Annotated in this window: 15 protein-coding genes and 1 tRNA gene; 13 read left to right on the forward strand and 3 right to left on the reverse strand. The window is 71.4% G+C overall.

Annotated features, from left to right (window positions below; all coding sequences use genetic code 11):
- Positions 1-5 precede the first annotated feature (5 nt).
- Positions 6-545: a DUF308 domain-containing protein gene (locus tag EDF31_RS13940; RefSeq protein ID WP_165901426.1), complete on the reverse strand. Its 540-nt coding sequence runs from the start codon at positions 543-545 to the stop codon at positions 6-8.
- Positions 546-715: 170 nt separating this feature from the next.
- On the opposite strand from EDF31_RS13940, the gene EDF31_RS13945 reads away from it, so the two are divergent.
- The 3 genes from EDF31_RS13945 to EDF31_RS13955 are packed head-to-tail and all read left to right on the forward strand — an operon-like array spanning position 716 to position 3886.
- Positions 716-2257, forward strand: a complete 1542-nt coding sequence (locus EDF31_RS13945) for an aldehyde dehydrogenase family protein (protein WP_131846525.1) — start codon at positions 716-718, stop codon at positions 2255-2257.
- Positions 2257-2655 carry a DUF779 domain-containing protein gene (locus EDF31_RS13950; protein WP_131846526.1) on the forward strand — a complete coding sequence of 133 codons (399 nt, stop codon included), beginning with the start codon at positions 2257-2259 and terminating at the stop codon, positions 2653-2655. Before EDF31_RS13945 ends, EDF31_RS13950 begins: the two co-directional genes overlap by 1 nt.
- Before the next feature lie 52 nt (positions 2656-2707).
- Positions 2708-3886 carry a helix-turn-helix domain-containing protein gene (locus EDF31_RS13955; protein ID WP_131846527.1) on the forward strand — a complete coding sequence of 393 codons (1179 nt, stop codon included), beginning with the start codon at positions 2708-2710 and terminating at the stop codon, positions 3884-3886.
- A 79-nt stretch (positions 3887-3965) separates the two neighbouring features.
- Here EDF31_RS13955 and EDF31_RS13960 read toward each other — a convergent pair whose 3' ends face one another.
- Complete coding sequence (locus EDF31_RS13960; RefSeq protein ID WP_131846528.1) at positions 3966-4412, reverse strand: hypothetical protein; 447 nt, start codon at positions 4410-4412, stop codon at positions 3966-3968.
- 147 nt (positions 4413-4559) lie between these two features.
- On the opposite strand from EDF31_RS13960, the gene EDF31_RS13965 reads away from it, so the two are divergent.
- From EDF31_RS13965 to EDF31_RS13985, 5 genes are all read left to right on the forward strand, one after another.
- Entirely contained in the window at positions 4560-5243 is a 684-nt protein-coding gene (locus tag EDF31_RS13965) for a response regulator transcription factor (protein ID WP_243650050.1), read from the forward strand.
- Positions 5240-6748 (forward strand): HAMP domain-containing sensor histidine kinase, encoded by a 1509-nt coding sequence (locus tag EDF31_RS13970; RefSeq protein ID WP_131846529.1) that lies wholly within the window; start codon positions 5240-5242, stop codon positions 6746-6748. Before EDF31_RS13965 ends, EDF31_RS13970 begins: the two co-directional genes overlap by 4 nt.
- Before the next feature lie 12 nt (positions 6749-6760).
- A tRNA-Leu gene (locus tag EDF31_RS13975) sits at positions 6761-6842 on the forward strand.
- A gap of 90 nt (positions 6843-6932) precedes the next feature.
- The gene (locus EDF31_RS13980; RefSeq protein WP_022905562.1) at positions 6933-7538 is read left to right on the forward strand and encodes a response regulator; all 606 of its coding nucleotides are present in this window, start codon (positions 6933-6935) and stop codon (positions 7536-7538) included.
- A gap of 205 nt (positions 7539-7743) precedes the next feature.
- The gene (locus EDF31_RS13985; RefSeq protein ID WP_165901427.1) at positions 7744-8214 is read left to right on the forward strand and encodes a GNAT family N-acetyltransferase; all 471 of its coding nucleotides are present in this window, start codon (positions 7744-7746) and stop codon (positions 8212-8214) included.
- A gap of 7 nt (positions 8215-8221) precedes the next feature.
- On the opposite strand, the gene EDF31_RS13990 is transcribed toward EDF31_RS13985, so the two are convergent.
- Positions 8222-8590 carry a hotdog fold thioesterase gene (locus tag EDF31_RS13990; protein WP_131846571.1) on the reverse strand — a complete coding sequence of 123 codons (369 nt, stop codon included), beginning with the start codon at positions 8588-8590 and terminating at the stop codon, positions 8222-8224.
- Between the two features lie 100 nt (positions 8591-8690).
- Between EDF31_RS13990 and polA the strand changes: the two genes are divergently transcribed.
- The 5 genes from polA to EDF31_RS14015 all read left to right on the forward strand — a co-directional run bounded on the left by polA (position 8691) and on the right by EDF31_RS14015 (position 16450).
- Positions 8691-11360, forward strand: a complete 2670-nt coding sequence (polA, locus tag EDF31_RS13995; protein WP_131846531.1) for a DNA polymerase I — start codon at positions 8691-8693, stop codon at positions 11358-11360.
- 37 nt (positions 11361-11397) lie between these two features.
- Positions 11398-13077, forward strand: a complete 1680-nt coding sequence (locus EDF31_RS14000) for a DUF885 domain-containing protein (RefSeq protein WP_131846532.1) — start codon at positions 11398-11400, stop codon at positions 13075-13077.
- 160 nt (positions 13078-13237) lie between these two features.
- Complete coding sequence (gene rpsA, locus EDF31_RS14005; protein WP_111083948.1) at positions 13238-14716, forward strand: 30S ribosomal protein S1; 1479 nt, start codon at positions 13238-13240, stop codon at positions 14714-14716.
- A gap of 91 nt (positions 14717-14807) precedes the next feature.
- Positions 14808-15410, forward strand: coding sequence for a dephospho-CoA kinase (coaE, locus tag EDF31_RS14010; RefSeq protein WP_131846533.1), 603 nt, complete (start codon positions 14808-14810; stop codon positions 15408-15410).
- Positions 15407-16450, forward strand: coding sequence for a hypothetical protein (locus EDF31_RS14015; RefSeq protein WP_131846534.1), 1044 nt, complete (start codon positions 15407-15409; stop codon positions 16448-16450). The genes coaE and EDF31_RS14015 overlap by 4 nt, the downstream gene beginning before the upstream one ends.
- The last annotated feature ends 10 nt before the right edge of the window (positions 16451-16460 follow it).

Below are 16460 nucleotides of genomic sequence, written 5' to 3' on the forward strand. Positions count from 1 at the left end.
ACCGCCTACCGGCGGACGGCGGCTCGCGGCGGGAGCAGCAGCAGGGCCGCGGCACCGACGACGATGAGGGCGATGCCCGCGAAGACCATGAACACCGTGAGCGCGAGGCCGGGCGCGACGAGCACGACGACACCGCCGAGGATCGACAGCACGCCGCTCACCAGCGTCGGCACCCGGGACGACCCGGGGTGGCCGACGAAGCCGCCCACGATCGACACGATGCCCTCGATCACGAAGCCGACCCCGGCGAGCACGGCGTAGACGACCAGGGGGATCGCGGGGTCGAGCAGCGCGACGAGTCCGGCGACCGCGACGAGCGCACCGACGATCCCGGAGGTCCACCGCCACACCGTCGGCGTCCCGTGCCCGCGCGCCGCAGCCACGACCCGCAGGGCGCCGGCGACGACGAGGTAGACGCCGAACAGCAGCGCCACGAGGACGAGCGACGGCCGGGGCCACACGATGGCGACGATCCCCAGGGCGATCGCGACGACCGCCGTGACGACGACGAACACCCGGAACGTGCGGACGGCACGAGAATCCACGGACACTCCTCCTGATCGGACCGCTGGAGTCCCGAACGCTACCCGGCCGACGGCGAGCCCGTGCGGTCCTCGGTCGAGCGGGTGCAACCGGATGCAACCCCCGCGGTCGTACGGTGCGAGCAGCACGCGAACCGTGCGTGCCCCGACAGCGTCGTCGAAAGGCCACCACCATGACCATCGCACCATCGCCCACCAGCTACGCCGCACCCGGCGAACCGGGCTCCCTCGTGCAGTACCGATCGCGGTACGACCACTTCATCGGCGGCGAGTACGTCCCGTCGACGAGCGGGCAGTACTTCGAGAACCCCACCCCCGTCACCGGCAAGGTCTTCACCGAGGTCGCGCGCGGTGACTCCACCGACGTCGACCGTGCGGTGGCGGCGGGCTGGAAGGCGTTCCCGGCCTGGGGGCGGACGAGCGCCGCCGAGCGCGCGGTCATCCTCAACAAGATCGCCGACCGCATGGAGGAGCACCTCGAGATGCTCGCCGTCGCCGAGACGTGGGAGAACGGCAAGCCGATCCGCGAGACCCTCGGCGCCGACATCCCGCTCGCGATCGACCACTTCCGCTACTTCGCCGGAGCGATCCGCGCACAGGAGGGCTCGGCCGGCGAGATCGACCACGACACCGTGGCGTACCACTTCCACGAACCGCTGGGCGTCGTCGGACAGATCATCCCGTGGAACTTCCCGATCCTGATGGCCGTGTGGAAGCTCGCACCGGCCCTGGCCGCCGGCAACTGCGTCGTGCTGAAGCCCGCCGAGCAGACCCCGGCGTCGATCCACGTGCTCGTCGAGCTCATCCGCGACCTCCTGCCCGCCGGCGTGCTCAACGTCGTCAACGGCTTCGGCATCGAGGTCGGCGCGCCCCTCGCCCAGCACCCGGACATCCGGAAGATCGCGTTCACCGGCGAGACCACCACCGGACGGCTGATCATGCAGTACGCCTCGCAGAGCCTCATCCCGGTGACGCTCGAGCTCGGCGGCAAGAGCCCGAACGTGTTCTTCCCCGACGTCGCCGCCGAGAAGGACTCGTTCTACGACAAGGCACTCGAGGGCTTCACCTTCTTCAACCTCAACCAGGGCGAGGTCTGCACGTGTCCGTCCCGGGCGCTCGTGGCGAAGGAGATCTACGACGGGTTCGTCGCCGACGGCCTCGACCGGGTGCGCGCCGTCAAGCAGGGGCACCCGCTCGACCTGTCCACGATGATCGGCGCCCAGGCGTCGAACGACCAGCTCGAGAAGATCCTGAGCTACATCGACATCGGCAAGCAGGAGGGCGCGAAGCTGCTCACCGGCGGGGAGCGCGCGGACCTCGGCGGGGAGCTCTCCGGCGGGTACTACGTCACGCCGACGGTGTTCGAGGGCGTCAACTCGATGCGGATCTTCCAGGAGGAGATCTTCGGTCCGGTCCTCGCGTTGACGTCCTTCAGCGGCTACGACGACGCGATCGCCACGGCCAACGACACCCTCTACGGACTCGGTGCCGGGGTGTGGAGCCGCGAGGCCACGACGCTGTACCGCGCTGGTCGTGACATCCAGGCCGGACGGGTGTGGTCGAACACGTACCACCAGTACCCGGCGGGAGCGGCGTTCGGCGGGTACAAGCAGTCCGGCATCGGGCGCGAGAACCACAAGATGATGCTCGACCACTACCAGCAGACGAAGAACCTGCTCGTGTCCTACGCCGATGGTCCGATGGGCTTCTTCTGATGCCCGACACCGCACGCGTGGCGGTCACGCCGGCGGCGGGGGAGCTCCTGCGCACCCTCGCCGCCCGGCACGGCCCGCTGATGTTCCACCAGTCGGGCGGCTGCTGTGACGGCTCGAGCCCGATGTGCTACCCCGTCGGCATGTTCCGGACCGGCTCCGGCGACGTCCTGCTCGGGGCACTCGAGGTCGACGGCCTCGACCCCGTCGAGGTGTACATGTCGGTGTCGCAGTTCGAGTACTGGAAGTACACGCACCTGACGATCGACGTCGTCGACGGTCGCGGCGGCGGGTTCTCGGTCGAGAGCCCCGAGGGCAAGCGGTTCCTGACCCGGTCGCGGATGTTCGACGACGCCGAGCTGGCGGATCTCGGCCTGGTCCCGGTCGCGCACCGGACGTAGGCTGGCCGTACTCGTCGCGACGGTGCGGCGGGTGGGGTCGATCGGAGGACGCATGCGCGCACCCGACCGGCTCCGCCCGCTCGTCGCCGCGTCCTGGCGGCGGTCCGCGGCGGTCGACCCGGACGGGGTCCCCGCGCTCGCGCTCGGTGACGACGAGCTCGACGCCGCCCGCCGTGACGGCCCCCTCGCCACCCTGCTGCCCGTGGTCCGGCACCTGCTGCTCGACGACACCCGGTCCGCCGGCTGCGTCCTCGCCGTCGGCGACGCTTCCGGTCGGCTCGTGTGGGTCGACGGCGCGCGGACGGCCCGACGTGCTGCCGAGGACATGGGCTTCGTCCCCGGCGCCGACTGGGCCGAGGACCGCGTCGGCACGAGCGCGCCCGGTACCGCCCTGCGGCTCGACCGGCCGGTGCAGATCCGCTCCGACGAGCACTACGCCAACGCCGTCAAGCCGTGGTCCTGCAGCGCCGTGCCCGTGCACGACGCTCACGGTGCCACCGTCGGCGTGCTCGACCTGACGGGCGACGACCGGGCCGTCGAACGTCACACCCTCTCGCTCCTCGCCGCCACGGTCGCCGCCGCCGAGGCGCGGCTCGCCCTGGCCGCGAGCCGGTTCCCGGGGTCCGCCACGTCGACGCTGCGCGCACGCGGCGCAGAACTGTCGGTCCTCGGCACCGACACCGCCGTCCTGCGCGTCCACGACCGCCGGATCCACCTGTCCGCGCGGCACTCCGAGCTCCTGGTCGTCCTCGCCGCCCACCCCGACGGGTTGGCGGCCGCCGACCTCGCGCACGCCGTGTACGGCGACGCCGGCGCCGTCGTGACGCTGCGCGCCGAGGTGGTGCGGCTCCGACGGGTCCTCGCGGAGCACGCGTCGGGCGTGACCGTGACGTCGCGACCGTACCGGGTGACCGGGATGGCGACCGACGTCGACACCGTGCTGTCCGCGCTCGACCGCGGGGCGCGCCTCCAGGCCGTCGACCGGTACACCGGACCGGTCCTGCCGGGGTCGGCTGCGCCGGGGGTGGACGCCGTGCGCGACCTGGTGCGCAGTCGGTTCCGCGAGTCGGTCGTCGCGGACGGCAGCGTCGAGGCGCTGCTCGCGTGGGCGCGGACGCCGGACGGGGCGGCGGACGCGCGCGTGCTCCGCGCGCTGCTCGCGGTCCTGCCGCGGCGGTCGCCGCGACGGGCCGGTCTCGTGGCGGCGATCGAGGCGCTCGAGGGTTCCTGAGCCGGTCGGGACGACCCGGCCTGGAGGCACGCCCCGCGCGGTCGGGACCGCCGACGGTGCGCGCCTCCCGGCCTGGTGATCAGGAACCGGAGGTCGGCGCCGGCGTGGTGGTCGCGTCGGGCGTCGGCGGGGTGGGTGCCGTGGGCTTCGCGCCGTCCTTCGGCGGGGTGGGTGCCTTCCCCTCGTCGCCCTTCGGCGGCACGGGCACCGTCGCGGTGTCGCCGGCCTTCGGCAGTGCCGTGCAGCCGGGCGCCGTCGCGGGGCCGCCCTCGGGCGGAGCGGGCAGCGTCGCGGCGTCGCCGTCGGCCGGAGCCGGAGCCGGTGTGGTCGCGCTGGTCGGAGCACCGCTCGGTGCGCCCGTCGGGGTGCTCGGCGCCGGGGTGGTCGTCGCGGCGTTCGCCGTGGCGATGCCGAACCCGCCGAGCACCAGCACCGCGGCTGCGGCCGTGCCGATCCCGACCCGTCGCAGGAGTGCGCCGCGTCGCTGGGTGGCGGTGGTGGTCGAGTCGTCTCGTTCGTCGAGCATGGTGGTTCCGTTCCGTGACCGGGCGGATCCGGGTGATCCGCCGCTGGAGACGACGCTCGAGTCCGAATCTGAAGCATGCCTGAAGCACAGGGGTTCTCCAGCGTCCTCCATGCTCGGTGGCCGCCGGAGCGCCCTACGGTGTCCGCCGTGCCTGTTCCCGCTCGAATCCTGGTCGTCGACGACGACGACTCCATCCGGACCTCCGTCGCGACGACCCTGCGTGCCGAGGGCTTCCTCGTCGCCGAGGCGTCCGACGGACGCGACCTCGTCGAGGACCTCCGCCGCGCCGCGCCCGACCTCGTCCTGCTGGACTGGATGCTGCCCGGGCCGAGCGGCATCGTGCTCGCTGGCCGGGTTCGCTCCACCTCGGACGCCGCCGTCGTCATGATGACCGCGCGGGACGAGCTCGACGAGCGGTTGCGCGGCTTCGCCGAGGGCGCCGACGACTACGTGGTGAAGCCGTTCGCGATGGCCGAGCTGGTGGCGCGGGTGACGGCGGTGCTCCGGCGGCGCGGGCGGATCCCGTCGGTCGTCGAGGTCGGCGACCTCGTCCTCGACCCGGACGCCGCCACCGCTCGGCGTGCCGGGGTCCTGCTCGACCTCACCGCGACGGAGTTCCGTCTGCTGCGGTTCCTCGCCGAGAGCCGGGGCCGCACCGTGTCGAAGGGGCAGATCACGACGCAGGTGTGGGGCTACGACGACGTCGCGGCGAACGTCGTCGAGGTCCACCTCAGCGCCCTCCGACGGAAGATGGAGGCGCACGGACCGCGGCTCGTGCACACCGTGCGCGGCATCGGGTACCGGCTGAGCGACGAGCGGACGGCCGCGTGACCGTCGACAGCGGCCCGCTCCGCACGACCTCGTTGCGGCTCCGCACGGTCGTCGCGATCGTGGTCCTGCTCGCGGTGCTGCTCGCCGGGCTGGCGGTCGCCGTCGAGGTGCTGCTCGGCATCCGACTGCGCGCCCAGGCCGAGGACCGCCTCCGTGACCGGGCGTCGGCCGCCGCGGCGCTCGTCGGGACCGTCGACGCCGAGGACCTCGCCGACCGGCTCTCCGCGCAGGGGCTGTCGGTGCGCATCGTCCGGCCGGACGGTGGGGCCGTCGAGGCCGGTCCGACGCCGGACCAGCTGCGGACGGGTCCGCCGGACCCTGGCGGCCTGCCGGCGACGGTGCCGCGCGGCAGCGGACTCGTCGGTGGGACGACACCCACGGCCGTTGCGACGCCGACGACCACCGCGGACGGCGCCACGGTCACGTCGTCGTCCGTGCGCGAGGACGACGGGGTGCTCACCCTCGTGAGCCGACTCGACGACGGCACCCGCATCACGCTGACCGTCGGAACCCGCGACGTGCAGGACACCCTGGTGCAGCTCGGCTGGGTGATGGGCGGTGCCTCCGCGGCGTTCCTCGGGGTCGCCGTCCTCGGGGTGGTGCTCGTCGTCCGCCGGTCCCTGCGGCCGCTCGACGAGATGGCGACGACCGCGCGGTCGATCGCGGGCGGCGACCGCGGACGGCGACTCCGACCCTCTCGGCAGGACACCGAGATCGGCCGCGTCGCCGTCGCCATGGACGAGATGCTCGACGCCGTCGAGGGCGCGGAGCGCGAGGCCGTCGCCGCGGAGGCACGGGTCCGCTCGTTCCTCTCCGACGCCGCGCACGAGCTGCGGACGCCGGTCGCCGGGGTCCGGGCAGCGGCCGACACGCTCGTGCGCGACGGTGGCGGCGACGTCGCCACGCGCGAGGTGCTCGCCGTGCACGTCGTCCGCCAGGCTGACCGAGCCGCACGGCTCATCGAGGACATGCTCACGATGGCCCGGCTCGACCGGGGGATCGAGCTCGACCGACGACCGGTGGACCTCGGCCCCTTCCTGGTGGCGGAGGGCGACCGGTTGCGGGTGCGGCTGCCGTCCGTCGCACTCGAGGTCGTGGTGCCCGAGCGGCCCGTGTGCGCCGACGTCGATGCCGAGCGGCTCGCCCAGGTCGTCGGCAACCTCGTCGACAACGCCGCCCGCGCTGCCGGACCCGCAGGCCGCATCGTCGTCTCCCTCGACGATCCTGGGGCCGGCTCCGTGGTCCGGGTGGCGGACGACGGTCCGGGCATCCCGACCCAGGACCGTGCGCGGGTGTTCGACCGACTCGTCCGCCTCGAGGCCGCTCGCGACGCCCGTTCCGGCGGGGCCGGACTGGGCCTGCCGATCGCACGGGGCATCGCCGAGGCGCACGGCGGGTCCCTGCAGCACGCCGACGACCGCGAAGGCGGCGAGGGCGACGTGCTCGGCGGTGCGGTGTTCGAGCTGCGGTTGCCGGCGGCGGTCGAGGGGCGGGGGCCCTGCTAGCCTGGAGGCCTCGCGAGTGTGGTGGAATCGGCAGACACGGGGCACTCAAAATGCTCTGCCTCACGGCGTGCGGGTTCAAGTCCCGCCACTCGTACAACGCAGGCTCACGGCGTGCGGGGCTGTTCCGGTACCGCGTCCCGCCACTCGTACAACGCAACATCCGGCGTCTAGTAGGCTTGCGGCTGTGAGTGACACAGAAGCAACCGCAACAGCACCGCGCCGCGTCGTCGTCGCCGAGGACGAGTCGCTCATCCGCCTCGACATCGTCGAGATCCTCCGCGACAACGGGTTCGACGTGGTCGGCGAGGCCGGCGACGGCGAGACCGCCGTGCAGCTCGCCACCGACCTCCGTCCCGACCTCGTCGTGATGGACGTCAAGATGCCCCAGCTCGACGGCATCTCCGCAGCCGAGAAGCTGTCCAAGAACCACATCGCTCCGGTGGTCCTCCTCACGGCGTTCAGCCAGAAGGACCTCGTCGAGCGTGCGACCGAGGCCGGCGCGCTGGCCTACGTGGTCAAGCCGTTCACCCCGAACGACCTGCTCCCCGCGATCGAGATCGCCCTCTCGCGGCACCAGCAGATCATCACGCTCGAGGCCGAGGTCGCCGACCTGGTCGAGCGCTTCGAGACCCGCAAGCTCGTCGACCGCGCCAAGGGCCTGCTCAACGAGAAGATGGGCCTCACCGAGCCCGAGGCGTTCCGCTGGATCCAGAAGGCCTCGATGGACCGCCGCCTGACCATGCACGACGTCGCCAAGGCGATCATCGAGCAGCTCAGCGCCAAGAAGTAGTACCAACCTTCGCTCACACCAGCGCCGTCGGACCCCGGTCCGGCGGCGCTGCTGCGTTTCCGGGCGCGTGCGGCGCTCGGTGCGTGTGCATGTTGCGACGAACCACCGGTCGATCGACGCGCGTTCTGTCGGAGTGTGCGCACGCATGCACTTGCGGCCACGGGCGCGTGGGGCGGTGGAGGCGACCACCTGGCAGGCTGGAGCCGTGGACGACGTGGTGATCCGGGCCTCCCGGCCTGAGGACATGCCGGCGGTGGCAGACCTGCGGTGGCGGTGGAGTGTGGGCGAGGGCGGCGCCGAGCCGGCCGCGACGCCGGACGACTACCGCGCGGCCATGACGGCGTTCGCCCTCGAGCACCCGGACACGCACCGGTGCGTGGTCGCGGAGCGCGACGGTGCGGTGCTCGGGATGGCGTGGCTCGGACTCGTCGCCCGGCCGCCGACCCCGGACCGGCCGGGGCGACGTCTGACCGCCGACGTGCAGACCGTCTACGTGCACCCCGACCTGCGGGGGCTCGGCGTCGCCGGACGACTCGTCACCGCGCTGCTCGACATCGCGGACGACCTCGGCGTCGAGCGGACCTCGGTGCACTCGAGCGTCGACGGGGAGCGGCTGTACCGGCGGCTCGGCTTCGGCGACGCTCGGCTGCTGCTGCAGCGTCCGCCCGAGGACTGACGACGGGTCAGCGTGCCTCGCGGATGAGGTTGGTGATGCGGACGGTGGAGCAGCGGCGCCCCTGGTCGTCAGTGAGCACGATCTCGTGCGTGGTGAGCGTGTTGCCGAGGTGGATCGCGGTGCAGACACCGGTGACGGTGCCGGACGTGGCGCTCCGGGTGTGCGAGGCGTTCAGCTCGATGCCGACGGCGTAGCGGCCCTCGCCGGCGTGCACGTTGGCGGCCATCGAACCGAGGCTCTCGGCGAGGACGACGTAGGCGCCCCCGTGCAGCAGGCCGACCGGTTGACGGTTGCCCTCGACCGGGATGCTGCCGACGGCGCGGTCGGCCGACATCTCGGTGATGACCATGCCCATCTTGGTGGCCAGCTCACCCATCCCGCGGGCCGCGAGCCGCTCGTCGACGTTCCCGGTGATGGTGGCTTCGTCGGTCACGCGCTCGAACTCCCGTGTCGGATGGCGTCGGTAGGCTGTCCGGGTGTCGGACTCCGCAAAGCCTACCCTCATGGTCATCGACGGCCACTCGCTCGCCTTCCGGGCCTTCTACGCGCTGCCGGTCGACAGTTTCGTGAACCGCGACGGGCAGCACACGAACGCCATCCACGGCTTCATCTCGATGCTGCTCATGCTCCTGCAGCGCGAGAAGCCGACGCACCTGGCGGTGGCGTTCGACATCTCCCGGTTCTCGTTCCGCACCCGTGAGTACGAGGCGTACAAGGGCACCCGCTCCGAGACCCCGGTCGAGTTCAAGGGGCAGATCCCGCTGCTGCAGCAGGCGCTCGAGGCGATGGGCATCACGACGGTGACGAAGGAGGACTACGAGGCCGACGACATCCTCGCGACCCTGTCGTCCCAGGGTGCTGCGCAGGGGTACCAGGTGTACGTCGTCTCCGGCGACCGCGACGCCATCCAGCTCGTCAACGACGACGTGACACTGCTGTACCCGTCGGTCCGTGGCGTCTCCGAGCTCACCCGGTACGACCGCGACAAGGTGTACGAGCGCTACGGCATCGAGCCGCACCAGTACCCGGACATCGCCGCGCTCGTCGGCGAGACCAGCGACAACCTGATCGGCATCGACAAGGTCGGCGAGAAGACCGCGGTCAAGTGGGTCACGCAGTACGGCTCGCTCGAGGGGGTCCTCGAGCACGCCGACGAGATCAAGGGCGTCGTCGGCAACAACCTGCGCGAGCAGCAGGACCGTGCGGTCCGGAACCGCCGGCTGAACCGCCTGGTCACCGACGTCGAACTGCCCGTCGGTCCGGCCGACGTCGCGCTCCGGCCCCTCGACGAGACCGCCGTGCGCGAGCTGTTCGCCAAGCTGCAGTTCCGCACGCTGCTCGACCGCGTCTTCAAGGTCGCTGGCTCCGGTGAACCGTCCGAGCAGCCGGCCGAGGGCGGGGTGACCGACGGCGCCGCGACCCCGCCGTCGGTGAAGACCCTGATCGACGAGGAACTCGGGTACTGGCTCGAGCGCCGCAACGCTTCCGAGGCGGCGAACGGCTACGGCGTCGCGGTCGAGGTCATCGACGGCCGACTCAGCACCATCGGCATCGCCACGCACGACGACGCCGTCCAGGTGCCCGGTGGCAGCGGCGCGAAGGACTACGAGCAGCTGTCGGCGTGGTTCGCCTCCGACGCCCCGAAGCACTTCCACGACGCCAAGACCGCGATCAAGGTGCTCGCGACCGCGGGCTTCGTCGTGAACGGCATCGCCGGCGATGCCCGCATCACGGGGTGGCTCGCCCAGCCCGGCAAGCAGGGGCAGCCGCTGGCCGACCTCGTCTACCAGGAGCTCGGCGAAGAGCTCCCCACCGCCGACCCGAACCAGCTCGTGCCGGAGACCGACCAGGTCAACGTCGGCGTCCACGCGTGGTTCGTCCTGCGGGTCATCACGGCGCTCCGTGCCCGGATCGACGAGTCGTCGCTCAAGGTCCTCGACGACATCGAGCTCCCGCTGGTGTCGGTGCTCGCGAGCATGGAGACGATCGGTGTCGGCATCGACCGCCCGGTGCTCACGGGGCTGTCGAAGGAACTGGGGGAGCGTGCCGCCGACCTGGCGCAGCAGGCGTTCGCCGAGATCGGGCACGAGGTGAACCTCGGGTCGCCGAAGCAGCTGCAGGAAGTCCTGTTCACCGAGCTCGCGATGCCGAAGACCCGCAAGACGAAGACCGGGTTCTCGACCGACGCCGCGAGCCTGGCCGACCTGCAGGAGCAGCACCCGCACCCGTTCCTCGGACTGCTGCTGCAGCACCGCGACGCCACGAAGCTCCGCCAGATCGTGGACACGCTCGACGCGGCGATCGTCGACGGGCGCATCCACACCCGGTACGAGCAGACCGGCAGCAGCACCGGCCGCATCTCGTCGACCGACCCGAACCTGCAGAACATCCCGGTGAAGACCGCGGTCGGACGCCGGGTCCGGTCGGCGTTCGCCGTCGCGGAGCCGTACACGACGCTCATCACGGCCGACTACTCGCAGATCGAGATGCGCATCATGGCGCACCTGTCCGGTGACCCCGGTCTGATCCAGGCCTTCAACGAGGGCGAGGACCTGCACCGCTTCGTCGGCGCCCGGGTGTTCGGCGTCGAGCCGGCCGAGGTCTCCGCCGAGATGCGCACCAAGGTCAAGGCGATGTCGTACGGCCTGGCCTACGGGTTGAGCGCGTTCGGGCTGTCGAAGCAGCTCCGCATCGAGCAGTCCGAGGCCCGGACGCTCATGACCGAGTACTTCGCCCGGTTCGGCGCCGTGCGCGACTACCTGCGCAACGTCGTCGAGCAGGCGCGCGAGGACGGCTACACCGAGACGATCTTCGGTCGTCGCCGGCCGTTCCCGGACCTGAAGAGCCCGAACCGCGTCCTGCGCGAGAACGCCGAGCGCGCTGCGCTGAACGCGCCGATCCAGGGCTCGGCGGCCGACATCATGAAGATCGCGATGCTCGGCGTCGACCAGGACCTGCGCGACGGCGGACTCGAGTCGCACCTGCTGCTCCAGGTGCACGACGAGCTCATCCTCGAGGTCGCGCCCGGCGAACAGGACCGCGTCGAGGAGATCCTGCGCACCCGGATGGGCAACGCCGCCGAACTCACCGTGCCGCTCGACGTCTCGGTCGGTCTCGGCGCGAACTGGGAGAGCGCGGCGCACTGACCGCGTGCCGGACGGCGCTGGTGGATAGGGTCGGAGCATGAGCGAAGAGCGTCCCGTCCGCCAGCAGACCGCCGTCGACCACGTGGCCGAGGGATGGGTCGCCACCCTCGTCGACCTCGACCCGACGACGGCCACGTACATCGGTGTGCCGGGTCGCACCGGGGAGTACGGCGACACCTCGCCCGCCGGCGCGGCCGCCCTGGCCGACGCGGCACGGGCCGCGAAGCGCACGCTCGACGCCGCGGCCGTGGTGGACCCCGTCGACGAGGTCACGAAGGCGGACCTCGGCGCCGAACTCGACCTGGTGCAGGAGTCGTACGCGCGGAAGCTGCACCTCCGCGACCTCAACGTGATCGCGAGCCCGGCCCAGTCGGTCCGCGAGATCATCGACCTGATGCCGACGGCGACCGAGTCGGACTGGCACGACGTCGCCAGCCGACTGCACGCGTTGCCGGACGCGCTCGAGGGCATCCGCGAGACCCTGCTCGAGGGCACGCACGAGGACGTGACCCCGGCGAAGCGGCAGGTCGCCCTGGTCGCGGAGCAGGCCGCCCGCAACGGTGCCGAGGACGGCTTCTTCCGCCGGCTCGCCGAGGGTGCGGCGTTCGACGACGGCTCTCCCGTGCCGGACTCGCTCCGTGCCGAGCTGACCCGAGGGGCCGAGGTCGCGTCGGCTGCGTACCGGAGCCTCGGGCAGTTCCTCGAGCACGAGCTGCTGCCGCTCGCCACCCCGGTCGACGCCGTGGGGCGCGAGGCCTACGAGCTGCACTCCCGCCGGTTCCTCGGGGCCGTCGTCGACCTCGACGAGACGTACGAGTGGGGCCTCGAGGAACTCGCCCGCATGCGTGACGAGCAGGAGCGGATCGCGGACCGGATCGAACCGGGTGCGAGCGTGGCCCGGGCGATCGAGGTGCTGGACACCGACCCGTCGCGGATCCTGCACGGCACGGGCGCGCTGCAGCGCTGGATGCAGGAGACGAGCGACGCCTCCGTCGCGGCGATGGCCGGCACGTACTTCGACATCCCGGACCCGATCCGCCGGCTGGAGTGCCGCATCGCCCCGACGCAAGAGGGCGGCATCTACTACAGCGGGCCGTCCGACGACTTCTCGCGCGCGGGCCGGATGTGGTGGTCGGTGCCCGAGGGCGTCACCGAGTTCGGCACCTGGCGCGAGAAGACGACGGTCTACCACGAGGGCGTCCCCGGGCACCACCTGCAGATCAGCCAGGGCGTCTACAACCGCGGTGAGCTGAACACGTGGCGTCGCCAGCTGTCCGGCTCGTCCGGACACGTCGAGGGCTGGGCGCTCTACGCCGAGCGCCTGATGGAGCAGCTCGGGTTCCTCGACGACGACGGCGACCGGCTGGGTATGCTCGACGGCCAGCGCATGCGTGCCGCCCGCGTGGTGCTCGACATCGGCGTGCACCTGCAGAAGACCAACCCGGACGGCAGCGGCTGGACGTGGGAGTACGCCCTCGACTTCATGCGCGAGAACGTGAACATGGACGACGCGTTCGTGCAGTTCGAGGTCGCGCGGTACTTCGGGTGGCCAGGACAGGCGCCGTCGTACAAGGTGGGCCAGCGCGTGTGGGAGTCGATCCGCGACGAGGTCGCCGCCCGCGAAGGCGCCGACTTCGACCTGAAGTCGTTCCACCGTCGTGCGCTCGCCCTCGGCAGCATCGGTCTCGACACGCTGCGGAGTGCGCTGCTCGGCTGACGCGCGGGTGACACGCCCGGTTGTGGGGGCTCCGCCGGTGCGGTTAGACTTGTGCGGCGCAATCCGCGCCACTCAATCAATCGCCACGGCGGAGCACCCCGGGGGTCTCGACTCCCCGCACGCCACGGCCCGACTCATGTCCGTTCGGAGCAATCTCTACATGACAACCACTACGACCAAGGCTCCTAAGCAGGTCGCCATCAACGACATCGGTTCGGCTGATGACTTCCTGGCCGAGGTCGAGAAGACCCTGAAGTTCTTCAACGACGGTGATCTCATCTCCGGCACCGTCGTGAAGATCGACCGCGACGAGGTCCTCCTCGACGTCGGTTACAAGACCGAGGGCGTCATCCCCTCGCGCGAGCTCTCGATCAAGCACGACGTCGACCCCAACGAGGTCGTCAAGGTCGGCGACGAGGTCGAGGCCCTGGTCCTCCAGAAGGAGGACAAGGAAGGCCGCCTCATCCTGTCCAAGAAGCGTGCGCAGTACGAGCGCGCATGGGGCGACGTCGAGAAGATCAAGGAGTCCGACGGCGTCGTAACCGGCACGGTCATCGAGGTCGTCAAGGGTGGCCTGATCGTCGACATCGGTCTCCGCGGCTTCCTCCCCGCCTCGCTCATCGAGCTCCGTCGCGTCCGCGACCTCACGCCGTACCTCGGCCAGGAGATCGAGGCGAAGATCCTCGAGCTCGACAAGAACCGCAACAACGTGGTCCTGTCGCGCCGTGCGCTCCTCGAGCAGACGCAGTCCGAGTCCCGGACCACGTTCCTCAACAACCTGCACAAGGGCCAGGTCCGCAAGGGCATCGTGTCCTCGATCGTCAACTTCGGTGCGTTCGTGGACCTCGGCGGCGTCGACGGTCTCGTCCACGTCTCCGAGCTCAGCTGGAAGCACATCGAACACGCCAGCGAGGTCGTCGAGGTCGGTCAGGAAGTCACCGTCGAGATCCTCGAGGTCGACCTGGACCGTGAGCGCGTGTCGCTCTCGCTCAAGGCGACGCAGGAGGACCCGTGGCAGGTCTTCGCCCGCACCCACGCGATCGGTCAGATCGCACCGGGCAAGGTCACGAAGCTCGTCCCGTTCGGTGCCTTCGTCCGCGTTGCCGACGGCATCGAGGGCCTGGTGCACATCTCCGAGCTCTCGAACAAGCACGTCGAGCTCGCCGAGCAGGTCGTCTCGGTCAACGACGAGGTCTTCGTCAAGATCATCGACATCGACCTCGACCGTCGCCGCATCTCGCTCAGCCTCAAGCAGGCAAACGAGGGCGTGGACCCCGAGGGCACCGAGTTCGACCCGGCGCTCTACGGCATGCCGACCGAGTACGACGACAAGGGTGACTACAAGTACCCGGACGGCTTCGACCCGGAGACGAACGAGTGGCTCGAGGGCTACGACACCCAGCGCACCGAGTGGGAGGGCCAGTACGCGGCCGCCCAGGGTCGTTGGGAAGCCCACAAGGCGCAGGTCGCGAAGACCATCGCCGACGAGGAAAAGGGTGGCTTCGACCTCCCGGCCGGCGCATCGACGTCGTCCGCTTCCTCTTCGTCGTCGTTCTCGAGCGAGACCGGTGGTGCAAGCCCCCTCGCCGACGACGCTTCGCTGGCGGCGCTCCGCGAGAAGCTCAGCTCGACCAACTGATCGAGCGAGTCGCACTGACCGGAAGCCCGGCATCCCCCAGGGGGTGCCGGGCTTCCGGCGTTTCCACGCTGCGGGTCGTTAGCCTGTCGCAGTGCGCATCATCGGTCTCACGGGCGGCATCGCCGCGGGCAAGTCGACGGTCTCCAAGCGGTGGGCGGAGCACGGCGGCATCGTCGTCGATGCCGACCGGCTGGCACGGGACGCCGTCGCACCCGGCAGCCCCGGGCTCGCGCAGGTCGCCGAGCGGTTCGGTCCCTCGGTGATCGCGGCCGACGGCTCGCTCGACCGTCCCGCGCTCGGAGCGATCGTGTTCTCCGACCCGGCGGCACGCAAGGACCTCGAGGCGATCACCCACCCCGAGGTCTGGCGGCTCGCCCAGCGTGCCTTCGACGCGGCCGAGGCCGCCGACCCGGACGCCGTCGTCGTGTACGACGTACCCCTGCTCGCCGAGGCCCGCGGATCCCGCCCGCTCCGGTTCGATGCGGTCGTGGTCGTCGACGCCCCCGCTGCGCAGCGCATCGAGCGGCTGGTGGAGCACCGTGCCATGGAACGCGACGAGGCCGAGCGCCGGGTGGCCGCACAGGCGAGCGACGCCGACCGACTCGCACTCGCCGACCACGTCGTCGACGCGACGGGCACCCTCGACCAGACGATCCGATCGGCCGACGAGGTGTGGTCGCGGATCACCTCGTGAAGCACCGTCTGCTGCTCGTCCTCGCCGCGATCGTGCTCGTCGCGATCGGCGGCGGTGCGCTGGTGGCAGCGAACCTGCTCGGTGCGCAGCGCATCGAGGACGAGGGCCGCGTCCCCACGATCGACCGCTCGCACGCCGACGAGCCACCGTCGGGCGACGAGCGCGGACCCGAGGGGGAGTTCCACCGCTTCCGGCTCGGCACCGTGGGCGGCGAGCGGCTCACCCCGAACCGCGACGACTTCGCCGCCCGCACCTCGGCGGACGGCCCCCTGCTGCTGTTCCTGCCCGCCACGAGGTCGCGCCCGGCGGAATACCAGCGGTTCCTCGGGCAGGCCCTGGCGGACGGGTACCACGTGCTCGGGCTGGACTACTGGAACCTCGGTCGCACCCTGTCTGGCACGTGCGAGGCCGACGCCCGCTGCTACGGCATGGTGCAGCGCAACCGGTTCGACGGCACCCGTCAGTCCGAGTTCAGTTCGGTGACGCCCGCCGGGTCGATCGTGTCGCGCTTCCGTGACGCGGTGGCCTACCTCGACGACCACGACCCCGACGGCGGGTGGGGCCGCTTCGTGCACGGCGACGACGACATCGCCTGGCAGGACATCGTCGTGGCCGGACACTCCCAGGGCGGCGGCGAGGCGGCGTACATCGCGCACATCCGGTCGGTCCGCGGGGCGCTGATGTTCTCGTCGCCCGTCGAGTCGCGGGGTCCGTCGCACGCGGCCTGGATGGACCGTCCCGGCAAGACCCCCGTCGCCCGGATGTACGCCGTCGACGACGTCCGCGACACCTTCGGCCCGCGGATCACCGGGTCGTGGCGGGTGCTCGGGCTCGACGGCGTCGACGGCCCCTTCCGGACGGACACCGATCCTCCGCTCGCCGGCGCGGACCCGCACGCGATCCTGACCGACGTCCGGGGCCGGGGGAAGGCGCACTCGTTCATCATCAAGGACTCCACGCCGCTCGGACCGGACGGGGACCCGCGGATGACCGCGCTCTGGCAGTGGATGCTGCACCGGTTCCCCTCTGACGGCTCATAGGCTCGCGCAA

The organism is Curtobacterium sp. PhB142, assembly GCF_004341255.1.
Taxonomy (GTDB): Bacteria; Actinomycetota; Actinomycetes; order Actinomycetales; family Microbacteriaceae; genus Curtobacterium.